Source organism: Reyranella sp. (assembly GCF_004297265.1).
In the GTDB taxonomy this organism is placed as follows: domain Bacteria; phylum Pseudomonadota; class Alphaproteobacteria; order Reyranellales; family Reyranellaceae; genus Reyranella.
The window spans coordinates 1-19945 of sequence record NZ_SCUT01000016.1; the positions used below are offsets into that span (position 1 = coordinate 1).

Genomic DNA, 19945 nt, shown 5'->3' on the forward strand with positions numbered 1-19945 from the left:
CCACATAGCTGAACAGCGATCCCGAACGCTCATCCGATCCGCGCATCATCGCCCCGTCTGAACTCTCAGATCAGTGAATCATCTTCCAATGATCGCCGCGATGCATTTTTCAACAGCCTGCTAGAGCGATTCTAGGTCTGAGCGTATCCGGCTTTAGAGAAGTAGTTGCGGCATTCTTCGGGCGGGACGGTTGGCAGTAACTAGGCGATGGCGTGATAGACGGCGTCGTGAGTTCGCTGGGCGGCGTTTCGCAAGCCATGCTTGAGCCTTGAGAAGAGCATCTCGATCGGGTTCAGATCGGGCGAGTATTTGGGCAGGAAGAAGAGCTTGGCTCCGACCGTCCGGAGGCTCCTTCGGACAGCGCTGCTCCTGTGCGAACCGAGGTTGTCCATGATGACGATGTCGCCGGGCCACGTCGGGACGATCCCGTTCGCTGGCGATCAACGTCTTTTTTTCTAGTACCAACCCTTACTGAGCTTGACTCTCGGTATGGGATTCCTCGTAGTCGCGATTTGTGATTCGATTGCTCGTCTCCAGGTCGCTGACGGGGTATCGAATGGGAACGGCAGTCGAGGTTACGCGCTCGGATCATACGGCGTTGGAGCTTCGCCATCACGCCAGCAAGAGCGCGGATAGTGCGCAGGTTTGCCGGCTATTGGCGCTGGCGTCGGTGGTGGAAGGTCGGTGTCGTGGCGAGGCAGCGGCACTGGGCGTCATGGACCGTCAAACGTTGCGCGACTGGATCCATCGCTACAACGAGGCCGGGATCGGAAGGTCTGAAGTCTCGCCGCAGCCCAGGCCGAGCGCCGGCCCTGAGCGCGGCCCAGATGGCGAAGTTGAAGGCGGTGGTCCTGGCCGGCCCCGATCCGGCCGAGCACCAGGTGGTGCGCTGGCGCTGCGTTGACCTGCAGGCCGAGGTGGCGCGGCGGTTTGCCGTCGAAGTGCACGAGAGCACGGTGGGCCGGTGGCTGCATGAGCTGGGGTTGACCCGGCTGCAACCTCGTCCGAGCCATCCCCGGAAGATCGCCGAAGCGGAAGAGACTTTCAAAAAAACTTCGCCAGCCTGCTGACGGCGGCCTTGCCCGCCCGCGCGCTCGGTGGACCGATCGAGATCTGGTTCCAGATGCTATGAGGCAGGACACGGCCTGGGCTGATTGAGCAACATTGGCAGCATCCGCAACCAGACAAGGGAACCCGCCGCCATGCCGTCAGAGAAAACCGTCTATGTCGCCATCGAACTTAGCCTCACGTCATGGCTCGTGGCCGAACGCGCGCCGGGCATCGAGAAGCCGCGATTGCATCGTCTGGAGGGGGGTGACGCAGCGGCGTTGCTCAAAACGATCGGAGATCTGCGGTCGAAGGCTTCGGCCAAGCTGGGCTGCGCAATTGACGTGGTGTGCTGCTTTGAGGCTGGCCGGGATGGATTCTGGCTGCACCGATTGCTGGCCGCGCATGGGATCGCCGCTTACGTGTTGGAGCCGGCGAGCATCCTGGTCAACCGACGTGCGCGCCGGGCCAAAACCGACCGGCTCGACGCGGAGGGTATGCTGCGCGTGCTCGCCACCTGGCTGGCTGGCGATCGGCAGGTGTGCAGCATGGTGCGGGTGCCGACACCGGACGAGGAGGATGCCAAGCGACCGCACCGTGAGCGCGAGCACCTGGTGCAGGATAGGCTGCGCATCGAGAACCGCATCGAGGCATTGCTGTTCGCGCAAGGTATCAGGGGAAGGCCGTCATTACGCTCCTGGGAGCGCGACGTGGCGGCGTTGCGGACAGGCGACGGACGCGCCCTTCCACCATTGCTGCGCACCGAACTCCACCGCCTGCGCCGCCGGCTTGTGCTGGTCCTGGAGCTGATCCGCGAGCTGGAAACTGATCGTGCCCACGCATTTGAAGAAGCACAAGTGGGCGACACGATGGTTGGCAAGATCGCCGCCTTGCAGCGCATCCGCGGCATCGGTGAGAATTTCGCTGCCGTGCTGGCGCGCGAGGTGTTCTATCGCTCTTTTGGTAATCGTCGCCAGCTTGCAAGCTATGTTGGCATCACACCCATGCCCTACCAGAGCGGCGGCATGGACCGCGACCGAAGCATCAGTCGAGCCGGCAATCCACGGGCACGCACGACCATGATCCAGCTCGCCTGGCTCTGGCTGCGCTATCAACCCGACAGTGCGCTCGCCACTTGGTTTCGCGAGCGCGTGGGCACGCTCCAGGGGCGCACCCGGCGGATTGCAATCGTGGCGATGGCGAGAAAGCTCCTGATCGCACTGTGGCGCTACGTGGAGACGGGGGTTGTGCCGGACGGCATCGCGCTCAGGGCAGAAAGCGCGGCCACGGCATGATCTGACAGGATTGCTGCAGGCGGAGATCTCGCCAGCGGCGATGCGGGGAGCGCGACCGTCTTATTCTTTGATAGCCTCGTGCTATCGCGTTTCAGGTTGGTCGTGCCTCGTCGGGGCAAAGCCTCGTGCAAGAGGCATTATGGTGCGGGCCGCCGATGCAGCCCGACCGCATGTAAGGTGACGCAGCACCCGCTGCGATGCAGATAGCCCCGAGCCCGGAAGTGCTTTGAAAGCAAAACGATTAAGACAGGAGGGGCCATCGCAAAACAGCGTTGACACCTGAACCCTCATGTAAGGACGAGGCCAGGGTCGGCCAGAAGGGAACCCACGCCTATGTCTGGGCGCCGATCGGCTCGCGACCGTTGATGGTGCGCGATAACCGGCACGACTCGGCCTACATCTTCGGCGCAATCTGTCCGGACCGCGCCGTCGGCGCGGCGATCGTGATGCCGAAGGTCAATGCCGAGGCGATGAGCCACCATTTGAAGGTGATCGGCGCCGAGGTCTCGCCGCTGGCCCATGCCGTACTGATTTGCGACTGCGCCGGTTGGCACCAGACCGGGGGACGATTGCGCGTACCCGACAACATCACCCTGCTGCCCTTGCCGCCCTACTCTCCCGAACTGAACTCGATGGAGAATGTCTGGCACTACTTGCGCGAAAACATTCTCTGCTCAGGGGTCTGGGACACATACGACGACATCGTCGAGGCCTGCTGCGCCGCCTGGCGCTTTCTAACCGACGATCCTGCCCGCATCCGATCCATCGGACGCCGAGCTTGGGCATCGGTCAGCCTCTAAGCGGGTTGGTATAACTCAGCTTCTCCTCGTGGACGATCCCCCAGACCACGCGATAGCCCACACTCAGGCCGCGCTCTGCCAACTCGCCGACTAGCCCGCGCAGGGTGAACTCGCGCTCCCGACAGCGCTGCAGCAGCCAGTCCCGGTACTTGCCAACAAGCTTCCTCGGCCGGTACCCGCCGATCTGCCACGGCGCCAAGCTGCCGGTCCGACGATAGCGGTTCACCCAGTCGATCGCCGTGCTGATCGCAACTCCAAAGCGGGCCGCCGCCTAGTTACACGACAAGCCCTCCCGCCCTACCGAGAAGACTACCCGCTCCCGAAGGTCCATCGAATAGGCTCGTGCCATCCCTGCTGGCCTCCAACCCAGCCAGCAGGTTGAATTAGATCAACATGCCTTAGGGAATTCCCTTCGATTCCTTCTCAATTCATCCCGCTCTAGTTTCCGCCTGCTGCGCCGCGCCTCTCGCGGACCGGCGCGCTTTGGCAAAGGCACGATCGGCAGACATGAACCGAGCCAACATCGGTCCCACGAGCTTGGCCGGATCGATCGTTTGATCTGTTTCACGGCCGAGGGCCTCGGCGTAGACGACGAGATCCCGGTGGATTGCTGCCGGCAAATCCACCGTCAGCTTCACAGGCTTCTCGTCCAGGATGGCACCGAGCTTGAGCTTGGACATCGGGTTTCTCCTATTTGCGGTAAGGCTGAAGCACGAGATCGCGCGTCACGATGACCCGGACCGGATACCCGGGGCGGATCGTGAGGGTGGGCTGGACGTTGAGATTGCGCCGCACCACTTGCTGCCCGGCCTGGTTCAGCGTGTCTCCCGCACTGCGGCGCAGTGCACGGACGATATCGCTATCATTCTGGTCCGATCCCAGTTCGGTGCCGACCGCCAAGATTGTCGAGAGAAGTGCTGCCTTGAACAGGGAACCCCAGTGATGGTCGACGCCGTCTTCCAGACCGGCCTGACCGCGGGCATCCGCCCCAGGTAGTCGTTCGAGCACGATCGAGCGGCCGTTGGGCAGAAGCAGCCGCGTCCAGACCAGCAGAAGACGTGACTGTCCGAAGCTGACCTGGCTGTCGTAGACGCCGATCAGGCGTGCCCCTTGCGGAATGAGCAACGCGCCACCCGTCGGCGTGTCATAGACGTTCTCCGTCACCTGGGCGGTGATCTGTCCCGGCAGGTCGGATCGAAGGCCGGTGATCAGCGCCGCCGGAATGACGGCGCCGGCCTGGAGCACAAACGGCGAAGCGGGCCGCACCAGACGATCGGGAGTCGTCGTCTTCCGATCGACAGGCGCATTGATGAAGGCGACCTTGCGGTCTTGTCCATTCTGGATCGAGGCTTCGTCTGTCGCCGCAGCCCCCGCCGACATTGATGATTGAGAAGGGGGAATACCCGCGCCACCAGCCTGTGTCTGACGATTGCCGGGCGCGAACAGGCGGCTGACGCGCGCCGCCTCCGTCTCCTGCGCCCGGCGCTGTTGCTCCGCATCGGGCGATGACGGACCGGGCTGACCCTGAGCTGCCACGATCGGCCGGCCAAGGTCGCCCGGCAGCGGCGGCCCGAGTGGCGGGACATCCCGAGGAACACCCGTGTAGTCGCGCGGCAGCGCCGCCAGACCGTCCGCCACGCGCGGCCGGTCGGTGGTGTAGAGTTCCTGGGGTGAGACACCCCGTAACCGGTCGCTCTGCAAAGCCCACAGCACCGCGCCGCAGACCAGGAACAGGGTCAGCGCCGTCCCGCCGATCAGCACAGTGCGCGACAGACGCATGACTCGGGGTCCCTCCGATCGCAGCCTGAAGGGCTGAGTGGCCGTCGACTGCGGCGAATCCGACTGAGATTGATCGGTCATCGCTAGCGTCTTCCGTCCGTACGGACGATCCGGACGATCTGCTGGCTCTCCCCGCCCAATCGCAACTCAGCCGCAGCGAACAAGCGGTCGACGATCAGGACGTTGCCATATGCCCGGGAGTTGACGAGCTCCGGCTTGCCATCCGCACCGACGACGAAGAGAGGAGGCATCTCACCCTGCACAATGCCAGGCGAGAACTCGACATAGACCTTGCGCCCATCGTCGTAGGCGTTCACCGGTCTCCAGGGCGGCTTGTCGCCCTCGATTGAGTAACGGTACCGGCGCTGAGCGATCTCAGGGAGGACCGGCACAGGCGGCAGAGCGCGTAGGCTCTTGCCTCGGCTCTCCGGGTAGAACCATGCGACCGAGGGCATATAGGGGCGCTCGTGCGCTCGCAGCTCAATGAGATAGGTACGCCGGTCGGTGTTGACCACGAGGTTGGTCACGATGGCAGGCCGGGTTGGCTTGACCAGGATGTGGACACGACGCGTATCGCCGTTACCGCTCTCGGTGTCGCCAATGATCCAACGTACCGTATCGCCGGCCGCTACCGGACCTGCCCCCGTGAGCTGCTCGCCAGGTTCCAAGGCAAGGTCGGTGACCTGTCCTGGGGCGACGTAGACCTGATAGAGAGCTCCCGGGCTGTAGGGAAACACCTGCACCGCGTTGAAATAACCCTCGCGGCGCGGCTCCACGCGGGCGGCGCCATTGGCAGCCTCGACGCGCGCCACCGGGTCCCTCGCATCGCCCGATCCTCCGCGCGCCGGTGTCCAAGCCGGTGGAACGTGCAGAGGCCGCGGCGGCGGATCCTCGGCGGGCGCGGAGGATATCGGGAGCGGCGGCACGCTCTCGTCGTAACTGATCTGCGGCGGCTTGGTCGACGCGCATCCGGTGATCGCCAGCAGGGAGACGAAGACGGCTGGCCGCATGCTGCGATACCTCATTGTGCGAGCTCCTTCGACCAGTTGATGGCATTGACGAATACCCCGAGCGGATTCTTGCGCAGGCGATCGGCGTCGCGCGGCGTTTCGATCACGATGGTGAGGATGGCGGCCCAGCGCTCGGTGGCAGCGAGTTGGCCGCTTTCGAAGCGCCGCTCGGTCCAGGCCACCCGAAAACTCTCCGGCGATGCCCGGATGACGCTCGAGACCTCGACGGAGACCTGCATCTTGCCGAGCTTGGCAAACGGATCGGCGCGGCGCGCATAGTCGTTGAGGGTCGCGGCCCCACGATCCGTCGTGAACTCGTATGCCCGTAGCCAGCCCTGGCGCAGAACGACCGCGTCGGACGGCAGTGCACGCACGTCTTCGATGAAACGCGCAAGGTGAAAGGCGATCTGTGGATCGGTCGGCCGATAGGAGGCGTCAGCCGGGGCGATCGCCTGCGCCTGGCCCAGCCTGTCGACCTGAACGACCCAGGGCGTGATCGTCCCCCGGGCGGCCTGCCAAACGAGCGCTGTTGCCAGTCCCGCCGACAGCACGAGGCAACCGAACGCCATCAGGCGCCAGTTCCTGGCCTGCACGCGCGCGGAGCCGATCCGGTCGTCCCAGACCTGCGCAGCCTTCTGGTAGGGCGTCTCCGGCACCGGTGTATGGCCGTAACGGACGGACGAACGCTTGAACATCAATGGTTCCCTTCAGAGAGATCGATGGAGGCGCCGCCACCGCCGTGATCGCCGGAGCGGATGGCGTGCGTGGCGGCGGAAGCGCCGTGACTTGCGGCCTGGCTCCGCCTCATGCGCCGCGCCCAGGCGGGCGGCGCGTCCGGCGGACCCGCCGCAGTGCCGCTCTCGGCACCGCCGGCAGCGGCCCGCCCGCCCGCTGCGAAGCTGCTGGAAGCGCCTTCTGCTGCCCGGCGGAGCGGGCTGGCCGCGGCGGACGCGCCAGCGACGGTCACGCCGGACAGGCCGCCGGCGCGGTAGGCGGTTGCGGCTCCACCTGCCAGGGCCGCCGAGCCGCGGGCGGCCGCGCCCGCAGCACCGGCCAGGGCGCTCGCACCGCCGGTCGCAAGGGCGCCGCCTGCGGCGGCAAGCCCGCCAGCCGCCAGCCCGGTTCCCACCGCCGCGCCGGCCCCGAGCTGGGGTCCGCCCGAGACGATGCCGTTGGCGATGCCGGGCCCGAAGATGCCAAGGCCCAGCAGGGCCAGGGAGGCGAGCACCAGCGCCATGGCATCCTCGATAGACGGCTGGGCCCCAGTACCTGAGGTGAACTGAGAGAAGAGTGTCGAGCCGATCCCGACGATGACCGCCAGCACCAGGACCTTCACGCCGGAGGAAACGACATTGCCCAGCACGCGCTCCGCCAGGAACGCGGTCTTGCTGAAGAGGCCAAATGGAATCAGCACGAACCCGGCGAGCGTTGTCAGCTTGAACTCGATCAGGGTGATGAAGAGCTGGACGGCGAGGATGAAGAAGGCGAGTAGGACCACGATCCAGGCGAACAGCAGCACCACGATCTGGATGAAGTTCTCGAAGAAGCTGATGTAGCCCATCAGCCCCGAGATCGACTCCAGAAGCGGCCGTCCGGCATCGAGACCGACCTGGGCCACTCGCCCGGGCCGTAGAAAATCCGCCACCGACAGGCCGGTGCCAGAAGCCTTCAGGCCAAGGCCTGCGAAGCTGTCAAATACGGTACGGGCCAGACTGTTCCAGTTGCCGATGAGATAGGCGAAGACACCAATGAACAGGGTCTTCTTGACGAGCCGGGCGATGACATCCTCGTCCCGGCCCCAGGCCCAGAACAGCGCGGCCAGCGTCAGGTCGATCGCGGCCAGCGTGGCGGCTAGGAAGCCCACTTCGCTGCCCAGCAACCCGAAGCCGCTGTCGATGTAGCTGGTAAAGACTTCGAGGAACCGGTCGATAACGCCTGTACCGCCCATCGGCTTTCACTCCGTACCTCTTGCCCACGCGGCGGCGGGCTTATTCGTGGAACATGCGCACAGTGGACGGCTGATAACCGGTGTTGGGCGCGAGGAAGCGGCGAAGCTGTTCCCTCGCCTGGTCCTGGGCGGCCACGCGAGCGGCCGCCTCGAGGCTCTGTGCCCGGCCCTGCGCCGCGACCGTCGCCGTGAGATCGGAGAGCTGCTGCGCCTGAAGCGCGATGAGCTGGTTGCCGGCTTGCGCCGCCTCCAGTGCCCCCGCCGCGCCTTGGCTGGCATCGATCAAGGCGGACATTTCTGAGCGGTTGGTGTCGAGATTACCGACAACGGTCGCCTGCACACGCAAAGCGTCCTGGAGGCCAGCGACGGAGTTCTGCCATCGGGTCTGCGCATTGGCGATCAGCGATTGCGTCGACTGATTTGCCGATGCCGGCGCGTAAGTCGTCGAGAAGGCCCGATCGATCTGCTGGACGTCGTAGGCGATGTTCTGGGCTTGGCTCAGCAGTTGCCGGGTCCGTCCGATCGACTGCTGGAGCTGTTGCAGCGAGGAGTAGGGTAGGCTCGCGAGATTGCGGGCCTGGTTGATCAGCATCTGCGCTTCATTCTGAAGCGACAGGATCTGATTATTGATCTGCTCAAGCGTGCGCGCCGCGGTCAGCAGGTTCTGAGAATAATTGGTAGGATCGAACACGTGCATCTGCGCCGCAGCTGGCAACGCACCGCCGGAGAGAGCGAGGCAGGCCAAAAGCGTAACGCCGCAACGACGGATAGAAGTCATGACAATTCTCCTGTGCTGAGGTCGGGGATGAGATCGGCAGCCCACGGCGCGCCGCGAGCTTGAAGCCAGCCGGCAAGGAAGCCCTCGCGGCCATGCTCGGCGAGAATCCGTTCGATGAGAGCCTGGTCGGCCTTCGACGAAGCCGCCGTGAGGGCAAGCGCGACCTCGCCAAGGCCGAGTTCGAACAGCCGATTGCCGCGGCGGGACTGGCAGTAGTAGTCACGCTTCGGCATCGCCCGAGCGAGAATCTCGATCTGACGGTCATTAAGACCGAAGCGGCGATAGATCTCCGTGATCTGCGGTTCGATCGCCCGCTCGTTCGGCAGGAAGAGCCGGGTCGGGCAGCTCTCGATGATGGCCGGCGCGATGGCGGAGCCATCGATGTCAGAAAGCGATTGGGTCGCAAAGACGACCGAGGCGTTCTTCTTGCGTAAGGTCTTCAACCATTCGCGCAGCTGGTCCGAGAAATCCTCGTCGTCCAGGGCGAGCCAGCCCTCGTCCACGATCAACAGGGTCGGGCTACCGTCGAGACGCGCTTCAATTCGATGGAACAGATAGGCGAGCACGGCAGCCGCGGCGCCGGTGCCGATCAGCCCCTCGGTCTCGAAGACCTGCACCGACGTGCTGCCAAGCCGCTCGGCCTCCGCGTCCAGCAGACGGCCATAGGCGCCCCCAAGACAATAGGGCTGGAGGGCCCGCTTGAGGGCGGCCGACTGCAGCAGCACCGATAGGCCGGTCAGCGTGCGTTCGTCGACGGGGGCGGATGCCAGGGACCCGAGGGCCGACCAGAGATGGTCCTTCACCTCCGGCGTTATCGCGATCTTCTCCCGAGCCAGGAGGGCGGCGATCCAGTCCGCAGCCCAACCCCGCTCGGCGACATCGTCGATGGCCGCCAGGGGTTGGAGGGCGACGGGCTCCCTTTCCTCTTCGCCGAGCGCGCTGCCGAGGTCATGCCAATCGCCGTCCATCGCTAGCGCCGCGGCGCGGATCGAACCGCCGAAGTCGAAGGCGAACACCTGTGCCTTGTCGTAGCGCCGGAACTGCAAGGCCATGAGAGCCAGCAGCACGGATTTGCCGGAGCCCGTCGGGCCGACCACGAGCGTATGGCCGACATCGCCAACATGGAGGGAGAACCGGAACGGCGTCGCCCCTTCCGTCCTGCCGAAGAGGAGCGGCGGCGCATCGAAGTGCTCATCCGCCGCCGGACCCGCCCAGACCGCCGACAAGGGGATCATGTGCGCCAGGTTGAGCGTCGAGACCGGCGGCTGGCGCACGTTGGCATAGACATGCCCTGGCAGGGAGCCGAGCCAGGCGTCGACGGCATTGACCCTCTCCACCATGCAGGTGAAGTCGCGACCCTGGATCACCTTCTCGACGAGCCGAAGGCGTTCATCGGCGATGCGCGGGTCGTCGTCCCATACCGTTACGGTGATCGTGCAGTAGGCCGCACCGACCGCGTCGGCGCCGAGCTCCTGCAGTGCGGCATCGGCATCGATCGCCTTGTTGTGCGCATCGGTGTCGACGAGCGTCGACGCCTCGTTGGTCATGACCTCCTTGAGGATGGCCGCGATGGACTTCCTCTTGGCGAACCACTGTCGGCGGATGCGTGTCAGCAGGCGGGTGGCGTCGGTCTTGTCGAGCATGATCGCGCGCGTCGACCAGCGATAGGCAAAGGCCAGGCGGTTGAGCTCGTCGAGGATTCCCGGTGTCGTCGTTCCCGGGAAACCAACAATCGTGAGAACGCGCAGATGATCGTCGCCGAGCTTCGGCTCCAGGCCGCCCGTCAGAGGCTGATCGGCGAGTAGCCCGTCGAGGTACATGGGCACCTCCGGCACCCGCACGCCCTGACGTCGGGTCGAGGTGCAGGAATGCAGGTAGGTCAGCGTTTCGGCGTCCTCGAGCCAACGGCACTCGGGCATGAAGCCCTCGAGGAGTTGCAGGACGCGGTCCGTCCGGTCGGTGAAGCCGGCCAGGATCTCCCGAGCATCCGCGCCCGCCGCGCGGTGCCGGCCTTCATATAGAAAGCGCTCGGCGCCGGCGGATTCCCAAGCCGGCGGCAAATAGAGGAAGGTCAGGTAATAGGCCGACTCGTAATGCGCCCCCTCTTCCTCGAAGGCCGCCTTACGCTCGGCATCGACCAGCGCCGATGCTGCGTCCGCAAACCTTCCTTCCGGATAGACGCTGGCAGGCAGCCGCTGCGCCTCGACGAAGAGGGCCCAGCCCGATCCAAGGCGCCGCAGGACGTTGTTCAGCTGCCCAGCGACGCCAACCAGCTCTGACGGCACCGCCGAGTCGAGATCGGGGCCGCGGAAACAGGCCGTCCGCTGAAACGAACCATCCTTGTTCAGCACGACACCGGGAGCAACCAGTGCTGCCCAGGGAAGGAAATCTGCAAGACGAGTGGCAGAGTTCCGGTATTCGGCGAGATTCATCATGACTGCCCCCTCAGACGCTGAGCCGGCCCGGAATGCGCAGGTGGCGGCGCACCACATCGACGAAGAGTGGATCGCGCTTGGCGGCCCAGACGGCCAAACCGTGACCGACAAGCCAGATCACCAGGCCAGCCACCCAAAGGCGCAGTCCCAGGCTGATGGCCGCCGCCAGCGTGCCGTTGAGGATCGCGATCGAGCGCGGTGCACCGCCCAGCAGGATCGGCTCGGTCAGGGCGCGGTGAAGCGGCACCACGAAACCGGCAACGGGCTCGGTCATCAGACCAGGACCCCACCGCCGAACGAGAAGAACGAGAGGAAGAAGCTCGAGGCGGCAAAGGCGATCGAGATGCCGAACACGATCTGGATCAGCCGGCGGAAGCCACCAGAGCTGTCGCCGAACGCCAGTGTAAGACCGGTGACGATGATGATGATCACCGCAACGATCTTGGCGACCGGCCCTTCGACCGATTGCAGAACCTGCTGCAACGGCTGTTCCCAGGGCATGCTGGAACCTGCCGCAAACGCTGCCGCCGAGTACATCACCATGCTCAGCGACGAGATCGCGACCGCCCTTACGGCGCGACGGATGATTAGGCGATTCATTGACGTTCTCCTGCGGGTGAGAGGGCATAGTCCGAGCCGGCGCCGAGGCCCTCGACGCGGGCGAGTTCCGTCAGCCGCCGGGCACTCCCCCGACTCGACAACACGGCGATGAGATCGATCGTCTCTGCGATGAGGGCGCGCGGCACCGTGACGACGGCTTCCTGGATGAGCTGCTCGAGGCGCCGCAATGCCCCGATCGCCGTTCCGGCATGGATCGTGGCGACGCCGCCCGGGTGGCCCGTGCCCCATGCTTTCAAGAGGTCGAGCGCCTCGGCGCCCCGCACCTCACCGATCGGAATTCGATCAGGCCTCAGCCGCAGGGACGAACGCACCAGTTCGGACAACGACGCGACGCCATCCTTCGTGCGCAACGCCACGAGGTTGGCGGCGCGGCATTGCAGCTCGCGGGTATCCTCGATCAGCACCACCCGGTCGGCCGTCTTGGCCACCTCAGCCAGGAGCGCGTTGGCGAGCGTCGTCTTGCCAGTCGACGTGCCGCCGGCCACCAAGATGTTGCGGCGATCGGCAACGGCCTGCCGAAGCGCGCGCGCCTCGCTCATCGTCATGATGTTCGCGGCGGCATAGTCATCGAGGGTAAAAACGGCGACCGCCGGCTTACGGATCGCGAAAGTCGGCGCCGCAACGACGGGCGGCAGCAGCCCCTCGAACCGCTCACCCGTCTCCGGCAACTCGGCCGATACGCGCGGGCTGCCGGGATGGACCTCCGCACCGACATGATGGGCGACCAGCCGTACGATGCGCTCACCTTCGGCCGCTGCCAGTCTCTCCTGCGTCTCGACCAGACCGCTCGAAAGCCGGTCGATCCAGAGCCGACCATCGGGATTGAGCATCACTTCGACGACGTTCGGGTCTTCGAGCCAGGTCGCGATCGCCGGCCCGAGCGCGGTGCGCAGCATGCGCGCGCCCCGAGAAATGACCTCTGCCTGGAAGGAATGGACCGTCATCGTCACCCCGATCTGCAGCGCCGCAACTGCGGCCGTCGAACGGGTCGACTAAAAGAAGGAGCAATACGCTCGGCGCAACAACAACCAAGGGATCGTAGTACTTAGGCGTAGAAGGTCGCGTGAATGCGCGTGACGCTCACACAGGCTCCTGGGGCGGGGCGCTTTCCGTGCCCTCACTTGGCTCAATGTCCTGCGCGATTTCTTCCGCGAGCGTCCGGCCTTTCGCCAAGCGCCGGCCAAGAGCGTCGACGAAGCCCTCATATCGCTCGCGGCCCTTGGCTTGCGCCGCTTGATGTGCGCCGTCAGGCAAAGAAGGCGTGGTGGTCAGCCAGAAGCGCACGAAGAGCGCGAGCGCCTCATTCGAGATGGTGACATTGCGTTCCAGCCTTTCGACCTGTCGAACGAGCCGGTCCAGCCGGCGGCCAAGCGCTCCTTCCAGTCTTTCCGAGGCATCCGGCGACAGGAACGAGGCGAGTGCGGCCTCCACGATATGAGCCTGCGGCACACGTTTGCGCGACGCATAGTCGGCAAGTTTCAGCGCCAGATCGGGCGGCAGGCGAAAGGTATGCTTGGTACGCATCTATCGGCTCACAGGTCGATGCCATCGCCAGGGTCCATCGCGGCCTGGCGGGCGAGTCCCCGAACCGTCGCGCGCAAACGGCGGGCACGCACCGCGTCGTCATCGACCTCGTCTTCGGCGAACTCGAACTCGGGCGAAGACGTGATCGGCTCGGGCACGATGTCTTCATGCTGGGCAAGCTCCGGCTCCCGCCGAATGCCGCCATTGGCGGGATCGTCACTGGGCTGCCCTTCCTGAAGCCCGTTCGCTGCCTTTTCCGTCGAAGCTGAGGGAACAGGCGCGCCACTCCAGTCATCGTGGGTGACGCTGGAAGGTCTCGGCCGGTCCAACTGAGGCGGCGGCAGCAGACGCTCCGTCAGCTGCCGGTCTTCGTAGTACCGGGCCTTCCTGGCCCGGATCGGCGGGCAGCCAGAGACCAGGACCAACTCGTCGCTCGCCGGCAGCTGCATGACCTCTCCGGGCGTCAGCAGCGGTCGCGCCGTCTCCTGCCGAGAAACCATGAGATGCCCGAGCCAGGGACTCAGCCGATGGCCAGCGTAGTTCCTGGCATCACGAATCTCTGTGGCGGTGCCGAGCGCATCCGAGACACGCTTGGCAGTACGCTCGTCATTGGTGGCAAAGCACACCCGGACATGGCAGTTGTCCAGGATGGCGTTGTTGGGACCATAGGCCTTCTCGATCTGATTGAGGGATTGGGCGATAAGAAAGCTCTTCAATCCGTAACCGGCCATGAAGGCCAGCGCCGATTCGAAGAAGTCCAACCGCCCCAGAGCCGGAAACTCGTCGAGCATGAGCAGCAGCCTGTGCCGCCGCCCCTTGGCATGCAGTTCCTCGGTCAATCGGCGGCCGATCTGGTTCAATACCAGCCGCACCAGCGGCTTGGTCCGGCTGATGTCGGAGGGCGGCACCACGAGGTAGAGGGTCGTCGGCCGTTCGTTCTCGACGAGATCGCGGATGCGCCAGTCGCAGCAACGCGTTACCTGCGCAACGACCGGGTCCCGGTACAGCCCGAGGAACGACATGGCGGTCGAGAGCACACCGGAGCGCTCGTTCTCGCTCTTGTTCAGCAGTTCTCGCGCCGCCGAGGCGATGACCGGATGGACGCCCGCCTCGCCGAGGTGCGCGGTGGTCATCATTGTCCGAAGCGTCGTATCAATCGGCTGTTTGGGGTCTGACAGGAAAGCCGCCACCCCCGCGAGGGTCTTGTCCTGCTCGGCGTACAGGACATGCAGGATGGCCCCGACCAGAAGCGCGTGACTGGTCTTCTCCCAGTGGTTCCGGCGCTCCAGCGCGCCTTCGGGATCGACCAGCACATCGGCGATGTTCTGGACGTCGCGGACTTCCCATTCTCCGCGCCGCACCTCGAGCAGCGGATTGTAGGCCGCCGAGGCCGCATTGGTCGGATCGAACAGCAGCACGCGACCATGCCGGGACCGGAATCCCGAAGTCAGCTCCCAGTTCTCTCCCTTGATGTCATGAACGATCGAGCTGCCCGGCCAGGTCAGCAAGGTCGGCACGACCAGGCCGACGCCCTTGCCGCTACGCGTTGGCGCAAAGCAGAGAACGTGCTCTGGTCCTTCATGGCGCAAGTAGTCGGCGCCGAGCTTGCCCAGGACCACGCCGTCCGGACCGATCAGGCCTGCATGGCGGGCTTCACCGACTGTCGCCCAACGCGCCGATCCGTAGGTCGCCACGTTCTTCGCCTCGCGCGCGCGCCAGACCGACATGCCGATCGCCACCCCGATCGAGATGAATCCACCCGACGACGCGATGCAGGCACCCTCCACGAAGATCGCTGGGGCATAGGCGTCGAAGGCGTACCACCACCAGAAAAAGGTCGGAGGGAAGTAGATCGGAACGTGAGCAAGCTCGAACCATGGTCGGCCAAGCTGGGGTTGATAACCCAGCCGCCAGGCCGTCCATTGTGTCGATGCCCATACCGTTACGAGCACGATTGCGAAAACGAGGGTGATCTGCCCCCACAGGATCTTCGTCGCGGACATACCGAGGAGATCAAGCGGTCACTTGCCATCATTCAATGCCGACGACGAACAGAGCGCTCACGCGGCGGTTCTGGCGTGCAATCTGGTAGAGTTCCGGAAGGCGTCTGGCAGCGTCGTTCTACTTCCCCGCTAAAGCCCCAGTCCTCGACGCCGGCCTAGAGACCAGCTGACGTCACCGCCGGGCAAGGCGACGCCAGAAACCAATCGGCCCACATGCTGTTCGAGCGTGGGTCGCCACGGAACCAGGCTGAAGCCGAGCCCGTCGTCGAGCATGGCGAACCGTCCACTCGAAAGCTGCGTGGATCCGACGAGCGTTCCGGCAACGTGGCGCCCTGGAATGGCGGGCTGCCATTCCCGCCCCCGTTCGGCGGCGAGCGCGCGGCCGACGCGCTCGACGTCGCGCGCCTCGAGCCGCTGCACCACGTCGCGCGAAATCCGGATCCGCCCGTCGCCGACATCCGTGGCATAGCCCCTGTCGGCCAGCCATCGCCGGCGCCTGGCAAGCGCGGCGGTCACGTCCCGGCCGAATCCGTCTTCGGCCAGAGCGGTGCGCTGCCGGGCCGCCAGCTCCCGGTCGAGCCACGTCGCACCACCATGGCGGACCTGCTGCTCGAGCCCCGTCGCCGAGAGCACGGTCACCCGACCGGACGCGCCAGCCTGTGCGAGGTCGTAGGTCTGCCCCCGTTCGGCCAGATCTGCGGGAATGCGCCAGTGGTCGGCGTCGATCCGCTCGACGTGGCCGGCCCGTCGCAGCGCCTCCAGGCGCCGGACATGGGATCGGACGTAAGCCGCGGGATCGCCGCCGATACGCTCGACGGTTCCGACAGCCTGTTCCAGATGTGCGGCCGGCCGATAGATCCCCTCCTCTCCCGCCATTGCCAGGATATTGCGGTCCGATGCGCGCGGTCCCGCTTCGGCGGCACCAGCGGTCACGATCATGCCGCGCTGAATATTCTCTACGCGGGCAGAATCCATCTCGAGATGATGGACATGCCCGTCAACGCCGTCGATGACGAGCCGCACCCGCTCGCCCATCTCGTCGCCCGCCAGCCCCTTGTCGAGCACCCGGCCAACGATCGGCGCCGCCATCTCCTCACCATGAAGGACGTAGCCCGCGACGGAGCGGGCGTCGGCCAACCCTTCGCGGTCCAGTGCCCGGTGCATGGCCTTGATGATGTCGCCGCGCTCTCCCAGATCTCGCAGGACGGGTTCGGCCTTGCGCGATACCGTCCACCGGCCTGGCTCGACCTCGGCGGCCAAGCCCATGCGCTCCAGCTTGCGCGCCCGCCGGATCAGCAGCGCCCGACTCTGTCGCAGGCTCTCGAGCATATCCCGGTCCGGCCTCAGGTCGGTGAACTCGGTTCGGCTCCTCTGCTCGGCGAGCAGCATGCGGTCGAGGCGCGTGAAGCGGTCAGCATCGACCTCCCGCTCCAGGCCACGGGACACCTCTTGCTCGGTCTGGCGGCCGAGCTCGCGCGTTACGATTTCGCTCGCCCGCTCCCGGATGCCATAAGCGATGTAATCGCCAGCGATGTTGAGAGTCTTGTCATCGTCGGTCACTCCCCGAACGATGATGTGAGTATGAGGGTGGCCGGTGTTGTGGTGATCGACCGCGATCCAGTCGAGGCGGGTGCCAAGGTCGGCCTCCATCTGCTTCATGAGTTCGCGGGTGGTCGCGCGATGATCAGAGAGCGCGACACCCTCCTCGGACGACACGATGAAGCGGAACTGGTGGCGGTCTTCCCGGCCCCGTTCCACGAATGCACGACCATCCTCGACATCCTGGCTGGCCGAGTAGACCTGGCCCCTTTCTCCGTCCTTCGTCACACCATCGCGCTGGAGATAGCGCAGATGGGCATCGACGGCCTTGGCGCTGACCAACTGACGTCCCCCGGGCGCGCCTCGCTGCGGATTGAGCTTCACGATGCGAGCCTTGACCGCCACCCGACGTGAGCGGGTGCGGATGCCATCGACTCGGCTCCAGGCATTCCGGTTTTTCAACGCCGCGGCCACCGAGGCACCGCGCCCCCGTTCATTGAACCGGCCGCGGCCCTTCCCGGCCTCGCCCAACCGGGAGGGATTGCCGCCGGCCCGTCGAATAGCCCGCTGAACTTGCCCGTTGAAGGTCGACGCCCGGCCGCGCCCGCTCCGGGCAGGGCGCTTGCCTATCCGCGCGTCGACGCGATCCCGGATCCTTCCAGGCCGGAGACGGAAGTCGTCATCATCGCGTGCCATGACACAACGATTGGCAGCAACGAGAAAGTCTGCAAGCGCCAGAACACAAGTATCGTTGCAGGGCGTAATAAAGGTGGTTCCAGCGCAGCGTCGGAAGGGTTACCTAAAGAGCCGATGGCGTCAGGCGCCTTGAAAACAAAGACAAAAATGCTTCGGGAGCCATATGCTCGCCGCCGAGAGCCGGCGCGTCGCGCTCGAAAAACAACGTGCAGACAAGACTTTAGGAGCACAGCGACGGCAGCGGGGCCACCCGCTTTATCTTGCCGTCCATGATCTGGGATGTAAGCGTCCGAGTCTTGCACGCCCTTCCGAGGTAAGCGTCCGAGTCTTGCACGCCCTTCCGAGGGTGCACTGTCGTTCCATATCGGGTTCCTTCGTTCATGGGAGGTTCTCCGGTGGCAACGAAACATTTTGAAAATGCGGCACGTCGAGAATGGTGGGCTGTGCACATCGAGGCATGGCAGCGCAGCGGCCTGTCGCAGCGCCGCTACTGTCGGACGCACCGTCTCACGGACACGACCTTTACACGTTGGCTGCGTGCGATCGCTGATGCGGAAGTGGCCAAGATCCGCGCGCAAAACGCCAGAATCCTTGCCGAAACCGAGCACGACGAGCGTCGCAGACGTCGCAAGGGGCGCCGGTTCGAGCTGTCCGACGACAAACGCAACCAGGCGGTCCAGGCGTTCTGGGCGATGCATGTGGAGACGCTGAACTGGAGCGGCATGACAGTCAGGCAGTACGCTGCGGCGGCGAAGCTCTCGAAGCACAGCCTGCGCCGCTGGCGAGATCTGATCGACAGCGGCGAGGTTGCGATCGACTGGCGCGCCCGTCTTCATCCCAGTGCTCGCCCGAAAATAAGCAGCGGTGTTAGCAGCGCTGCTAAGGATCTCTCCGTCGAAACGGAGTTGACAGGACCGACGACGGCGGGGCCGCAGTACGACCGGCGCTCAAACCGACGCAGCTTCAGCGATGAACAGAAGCTGGCGATCGTCATGGAGTCGGAGGCGCCTGGGGTGAGCGTGGCTGCGGTGTGCCGTCGCCACGACATCTCCACCAGCATGGTGTTCCGTTGGCGCATCCAGTTCGGCTTCGGTGCAGAGCAACCGGCCAGGCTGGTGTCGGTCGCCGTGGCCGGGACGGAGAAGACGGGCGGCGCGGGTGTCAACGGAGGTGCGCTCGTGCTGCAGGATCTTCTCCCGGTTCCCGACGGCATGGCTGCGGTCGACCTGTCCGACGGGCGCCGTGTGTTCGCACCTGAGGGCAGCGATCCGGAGGCGGTCCGGGTGCACGTCGCCGAGCTGGAGACCAAGCGATGATGATCGTTCCCGCGGGCGTGAAGGTGCACCTGGCGCTTGGCTATACCGACATGAGGAAGGGCATGGACGGGCTTGCCGCGTTGGTCCAGGAGCAGCTGAAGCGAGACCCCTTCTCGGGCCATCTGTTCGCCTTCCGCGGCAAACGGGCGTCGATTCTGAAGGTGCTGTTCTGGGATGGAAACGGTCTGTGCCTGTTCACCAAGCGCATCGATCGAGGCGGCTTCGTATGGCCGCGCATGTATGAACCCGGCGGCGCGGTGACGCTCTCGCCGGCGCAACTGGCCATGCTGATCGAAGGCATTGACTGGCGCTCGCCCGAACGCGTCTGGAGGCCTGCGAGAGTCGGCTGAAGCGATGCAACTTGAGCACCAGGAAGGGAAAGTTCTTGGTCGCTGACTCGAACAAAAGTAGAATCGGGCATGCGGCTCGATCTCGACAATCTGCCGGCCGACATGGCCCTGCTGCACGGTCTTCTGCGCGACATGGCAGCCGTCGTCGAGCATCGTGACGGGGAGATCGAGCGACTTCAGACGATCATCAAACAGCTTCAGCGGACGCAGTTCGGCCGCCGTTCCGAGCGCCTCGATCCCGATCAGCTCGCCCTTGGTCTGGAAGATCTCGATAGCGATATCGGACGCGCCGAAGCGAGCGGCCCCCACGTAGACGTCGAGATCGCCGACAAGCGGGCACGGCGCAAGCCGCTGGCCGATCATCTGCCTCGCGAAGAGGTCGTGATCGACGTGGCGAGCGACACTTGTCCGTGCTGTGGAGGTGTCCTGCACAGCATTGGGGAGAGCGTCAGCGAGATGCTGGACTGGGTTCCCGCCCAGCTCCGAGTGCTGCGCATCACGCGCCCGAAATACGCCTGTCGCACATGCAACACCGTAGCCCAGGCGCCCGCGCCGGAACGGCCGATCGCCGGCGGGCTGGCGACGCCGGCGTTGCTCGCCCAGGTGCTGGTCAGCAAATACTGCGACCACACTCCGCTCTATCGGCAAGCGCAGATCTTCGCCCGCCACGGCGTCGAACTGGAACGCTCGACCCTTGCCGGCTGGGTCGGCGGCGCGTGCTGGTGGCTCGAGGCGCTGGACGATCGCCTGCGCAAGGACGTGTTCGCCTCCGATCATCTGTTCGCCGACGACACGCCGGTCCCG

19 protein-coding genes and 2 pseudogenes are annotated in these 19945 nt (G+C 65.3%); 6 read left to right on the plus strand and 15 right to left on the minus strand.

Going from position 1 to position 19945, the window contains the following annotated elements; translation table 11 throughout:
- Positions 1-131: 131 nt before the first annotated feature.
- Positions 132-410: pseudogene (locus tag EPO41_RS05415) on the minus strand (transposase); the annotation flags it as partial.
- 279 nt (positions 411-689) lie between these two features.
- Between EPO41_RS05415 and EPO41_RS05420 the strand changes: the two are divergent.
- From EPO41_RS05420 to EPO41_RS05430, 3 genes are all read left to right on the plus strand, one after another.
- Complete coding sequence (locus EPO41_RS05420; RefSeq protein ID WP_296321571.1) at positions 690-1070, plus strand: winged helix-turn-helix domain-containing protein; 381 nt, start codon at positions 690-692, stop codon at positions 1068-1070.
- A 132-nt stretch (positions 1071-1202) separates the two neighbouring features.
- Positions 1203-2342, plus strand: coding sequence for an IS110 family transposase (locus EPO41_RS05425; protein ID WP_296321574.1), 1140 nt, complete (start codon positions 1203-1205; stop codon positions 2340-2342).
- A 272-nt stretch (positions 2343-2614) separates the two neighbouring features.
- Positions 2615-3142 carry an IS630 family transposase gene (locus tag EPO41_RS05430; RefSeq protein ID WP_296321518.1) on the plus strand — a complete coding sequence of 176 codons (528 nt, stop codon included), beginning with the start codon at positions 2615-2617 and terminating at the stop codon, positions 3140-3142.
- A gap of 10 nt (positions 3143-3152) precedes the next feature.
- Here EPO41_RS05430 and EPO41_RS05435 read toward each other — a convergent pair.
- The 14 genes and pseudogenes from EPO41_RS05435 to EPO41_RS05500 form a co-directional block, all read right to left on the minus strand.
- Positions 3153-3491, minus strand: a pseudogene (locus tag EPO41_RS05435) (transposase); the annotation flags it as partial.
- 79 nt (positions 3492-3570) lie between these two features.
- Positions 3571-3822, minus strand: coding sequence for a DUF2274 domain-containing protein (locus tag EPO41_RS05440; RefSeq protein ID WP_296321521.1), 252 nt, complete (start codon positions 3820-3822; stop codon positions 3571-3573).
- Between the two features lie 10 nt (positions 3823-3832).
- Positions 3833-5002 carry a TrbI/VirB10 family protein gene (locus EPO41_RS05445; RefSeq protein WP_296321524.1) on the minus strand — a complete coding sequence of 390 codons (1170 nt, stop codon included), beginning with the start codon at positions 5000-5002 and terminating at the stop codon, positions 3833-3835.
- Positions 5003-5004: 2 nt separating this feature from the next.
- Positions 5005-5946, minus strand: coding sequence for a P-type conjugative transfer protein TrbG (gene trbG / locus EPO41_RS05450; RefSeq protein WP_296321527.1), 942 nt, complete (start codon positions 5944-5946; stop codon positions 5005-5007).
- Entirely contained in the window at positions 5943-6626 is a 684-nt protein-coding gene (gene trbF / locus EPO41_RS05455; RefSeq protein WP_296321530.1) for a conjugal transfer protein TrbF, read from the minus strand. Before trbF ends, trbG begins: the two co-directional genes overlap by 4 nt.
- Positions 6626-7879 carry a P-type conjugative transfer protein TrbL gene (trbL, locus tag EPO41_RS05460; protein WP_296321533.1) on the minus strand — a complete coding sequence of 418 codons (1254 nt, stop codon included), beginning with the start codon at positions 7877-7879 and terminating at the stop codon, positions 6626-6628. Before trbL ends, trbF begins: the two co-directional genes overlap by 1 nt.
- Positions 7880-7919: 40 nt before the next feature.
- A complete protein-coding gene (trbJ, locus tag EPO41_RS05465) occupies positions 7920-8657 on the minus strand; it encodes a P-type conjugative transfer protein TrbJ (RefSeq protein WP_296321537.1) in 738 nt (245 codons plus the stop codon).
- Positions 8654-11092 (minus strand): conjugal transfer protein TrbE, encoded by a 2439-nt coding sequence (gene trbE / locus EPO41_RS05470; RefSeq protein ID WP_296321540.1) that lies wholly within the window; start codon positions 11090-11092, stop codon positions 8654-8656. Before trbE ends, trbJ begins: the two co-directional genes overlap by 4 nt.
- Positions 11093-11102: 10 nt before the next feature.
- Complete coding sequence (locus tag EPO41_RS05475) at positions 11103-11366, minus strand: VirB3 family type IV secretion system protein (protein WP_296321543.1); 264 nt, start codon at positions 11364-11366, stop codon at positions 11103-11105.
- Positions 11366-11692, minus strand: a complete 327-nt coding sequence (locus tag EPO41_RS05480; protein ID WP_296321546.1) for a TrbC/VirB2 family protein — start codon at positions 11690-11692, stop codon at positions 11366-11368. Before EPO41_RS05480 ends, EPO41_RS05475 begins: the two co-directional genes overlap by 1 nt.
- The gene (trbB, locus tag EPO41_RS05485) at positions 11689-12657 is read right to left on the minus strand and encodes a P-type conjugative transfer ATPase TrbB (RefSeq protein WP_296321548.1); all 969 of its coding nucleotides are present in this window, start codon (positions 12655-12657) and stop codon (positions 11689-11691) included. The genes EPO41_RS05480 and trbB overlap by 4 nt, the downstream gene beginning before the upstream one ends.
- Positions 12658-12793: 136 nt before the next feature.
- Complete coding sequence (locus EPO41_RS05490; RefSeq protein ID WP_296321551.1) at positions 12794-13237, minus strand: ribbon-helix-helix domain-containing protein; 444 nt, start codon at positions 13235-13237, stop codon at positions 12794-12796.
- An 8-nt stretch (positions 13238-13245) separates the two neighbouring features.
- The gene (locus tag EPO41_RS05495; protein WP_296321554.1) at positions 13246-15240 is read right to left on the minus strand and encodes a conjugal transfer protein TraG; all 1995 of its coding nucleotides are present in this window, start codon (positions 15238-15240) and stop codon (positions 13246-13248) included.
- A 129-nt stretch (positions 15241-15369) separates the two neighbouring features.
- Positions 15370-17475, minus strand: coding sequence for a DUF3363 domain-containing protein (locus EPO41_RS05500; RefSeq protein ID WP_296321558.1), 2106 nt, complete (start codon positions 17473-17475; stop codon positions 15370-15372).
- 395 nt (positions 17476-17870) lie between these two features.
- Here EPO41_RS05500 and EPO41_RS05505 point away from each other — a divergent pair, with 395 nt between their 5' ends.
- The 3 genes from EPO41_RS05505 to EPO41_RS05515 form a co-directional block, all read left to right on the plus strand.
- Entirely contained in the window at positions 17871-18791 is a 921-nt protein-coding gene (locus tag EPO41_RS05505; protein ID WP_296321562.1) for a transposase, read from the plus strand.
- Positions 18788-19141 (plus strand): IS66 family insertion sequence element accessory protein TnpB, encoded by a 354-nt coding sequence (gene tnpB, locus EPO41_RS05510; RefSeq protein WP_296321565.1) that lies wholly within the window; start codon positions 18788-18790, stop codon positions 19139-19141. The genes EPO41_RS05505 and tnpB overlap by 4 nt, the downstream gene beginning before the upstream one ends.
- A gap of 69 nt (positions 19142-19210) precedes the next feature.
- Positions 19211-19945: IS66 family transposase (locus tag EPO41_RS05515; RefSeq protein WP_296321568.1), on the plus strand; the 735-nt coding region annotated here is incomplete at its 3' end.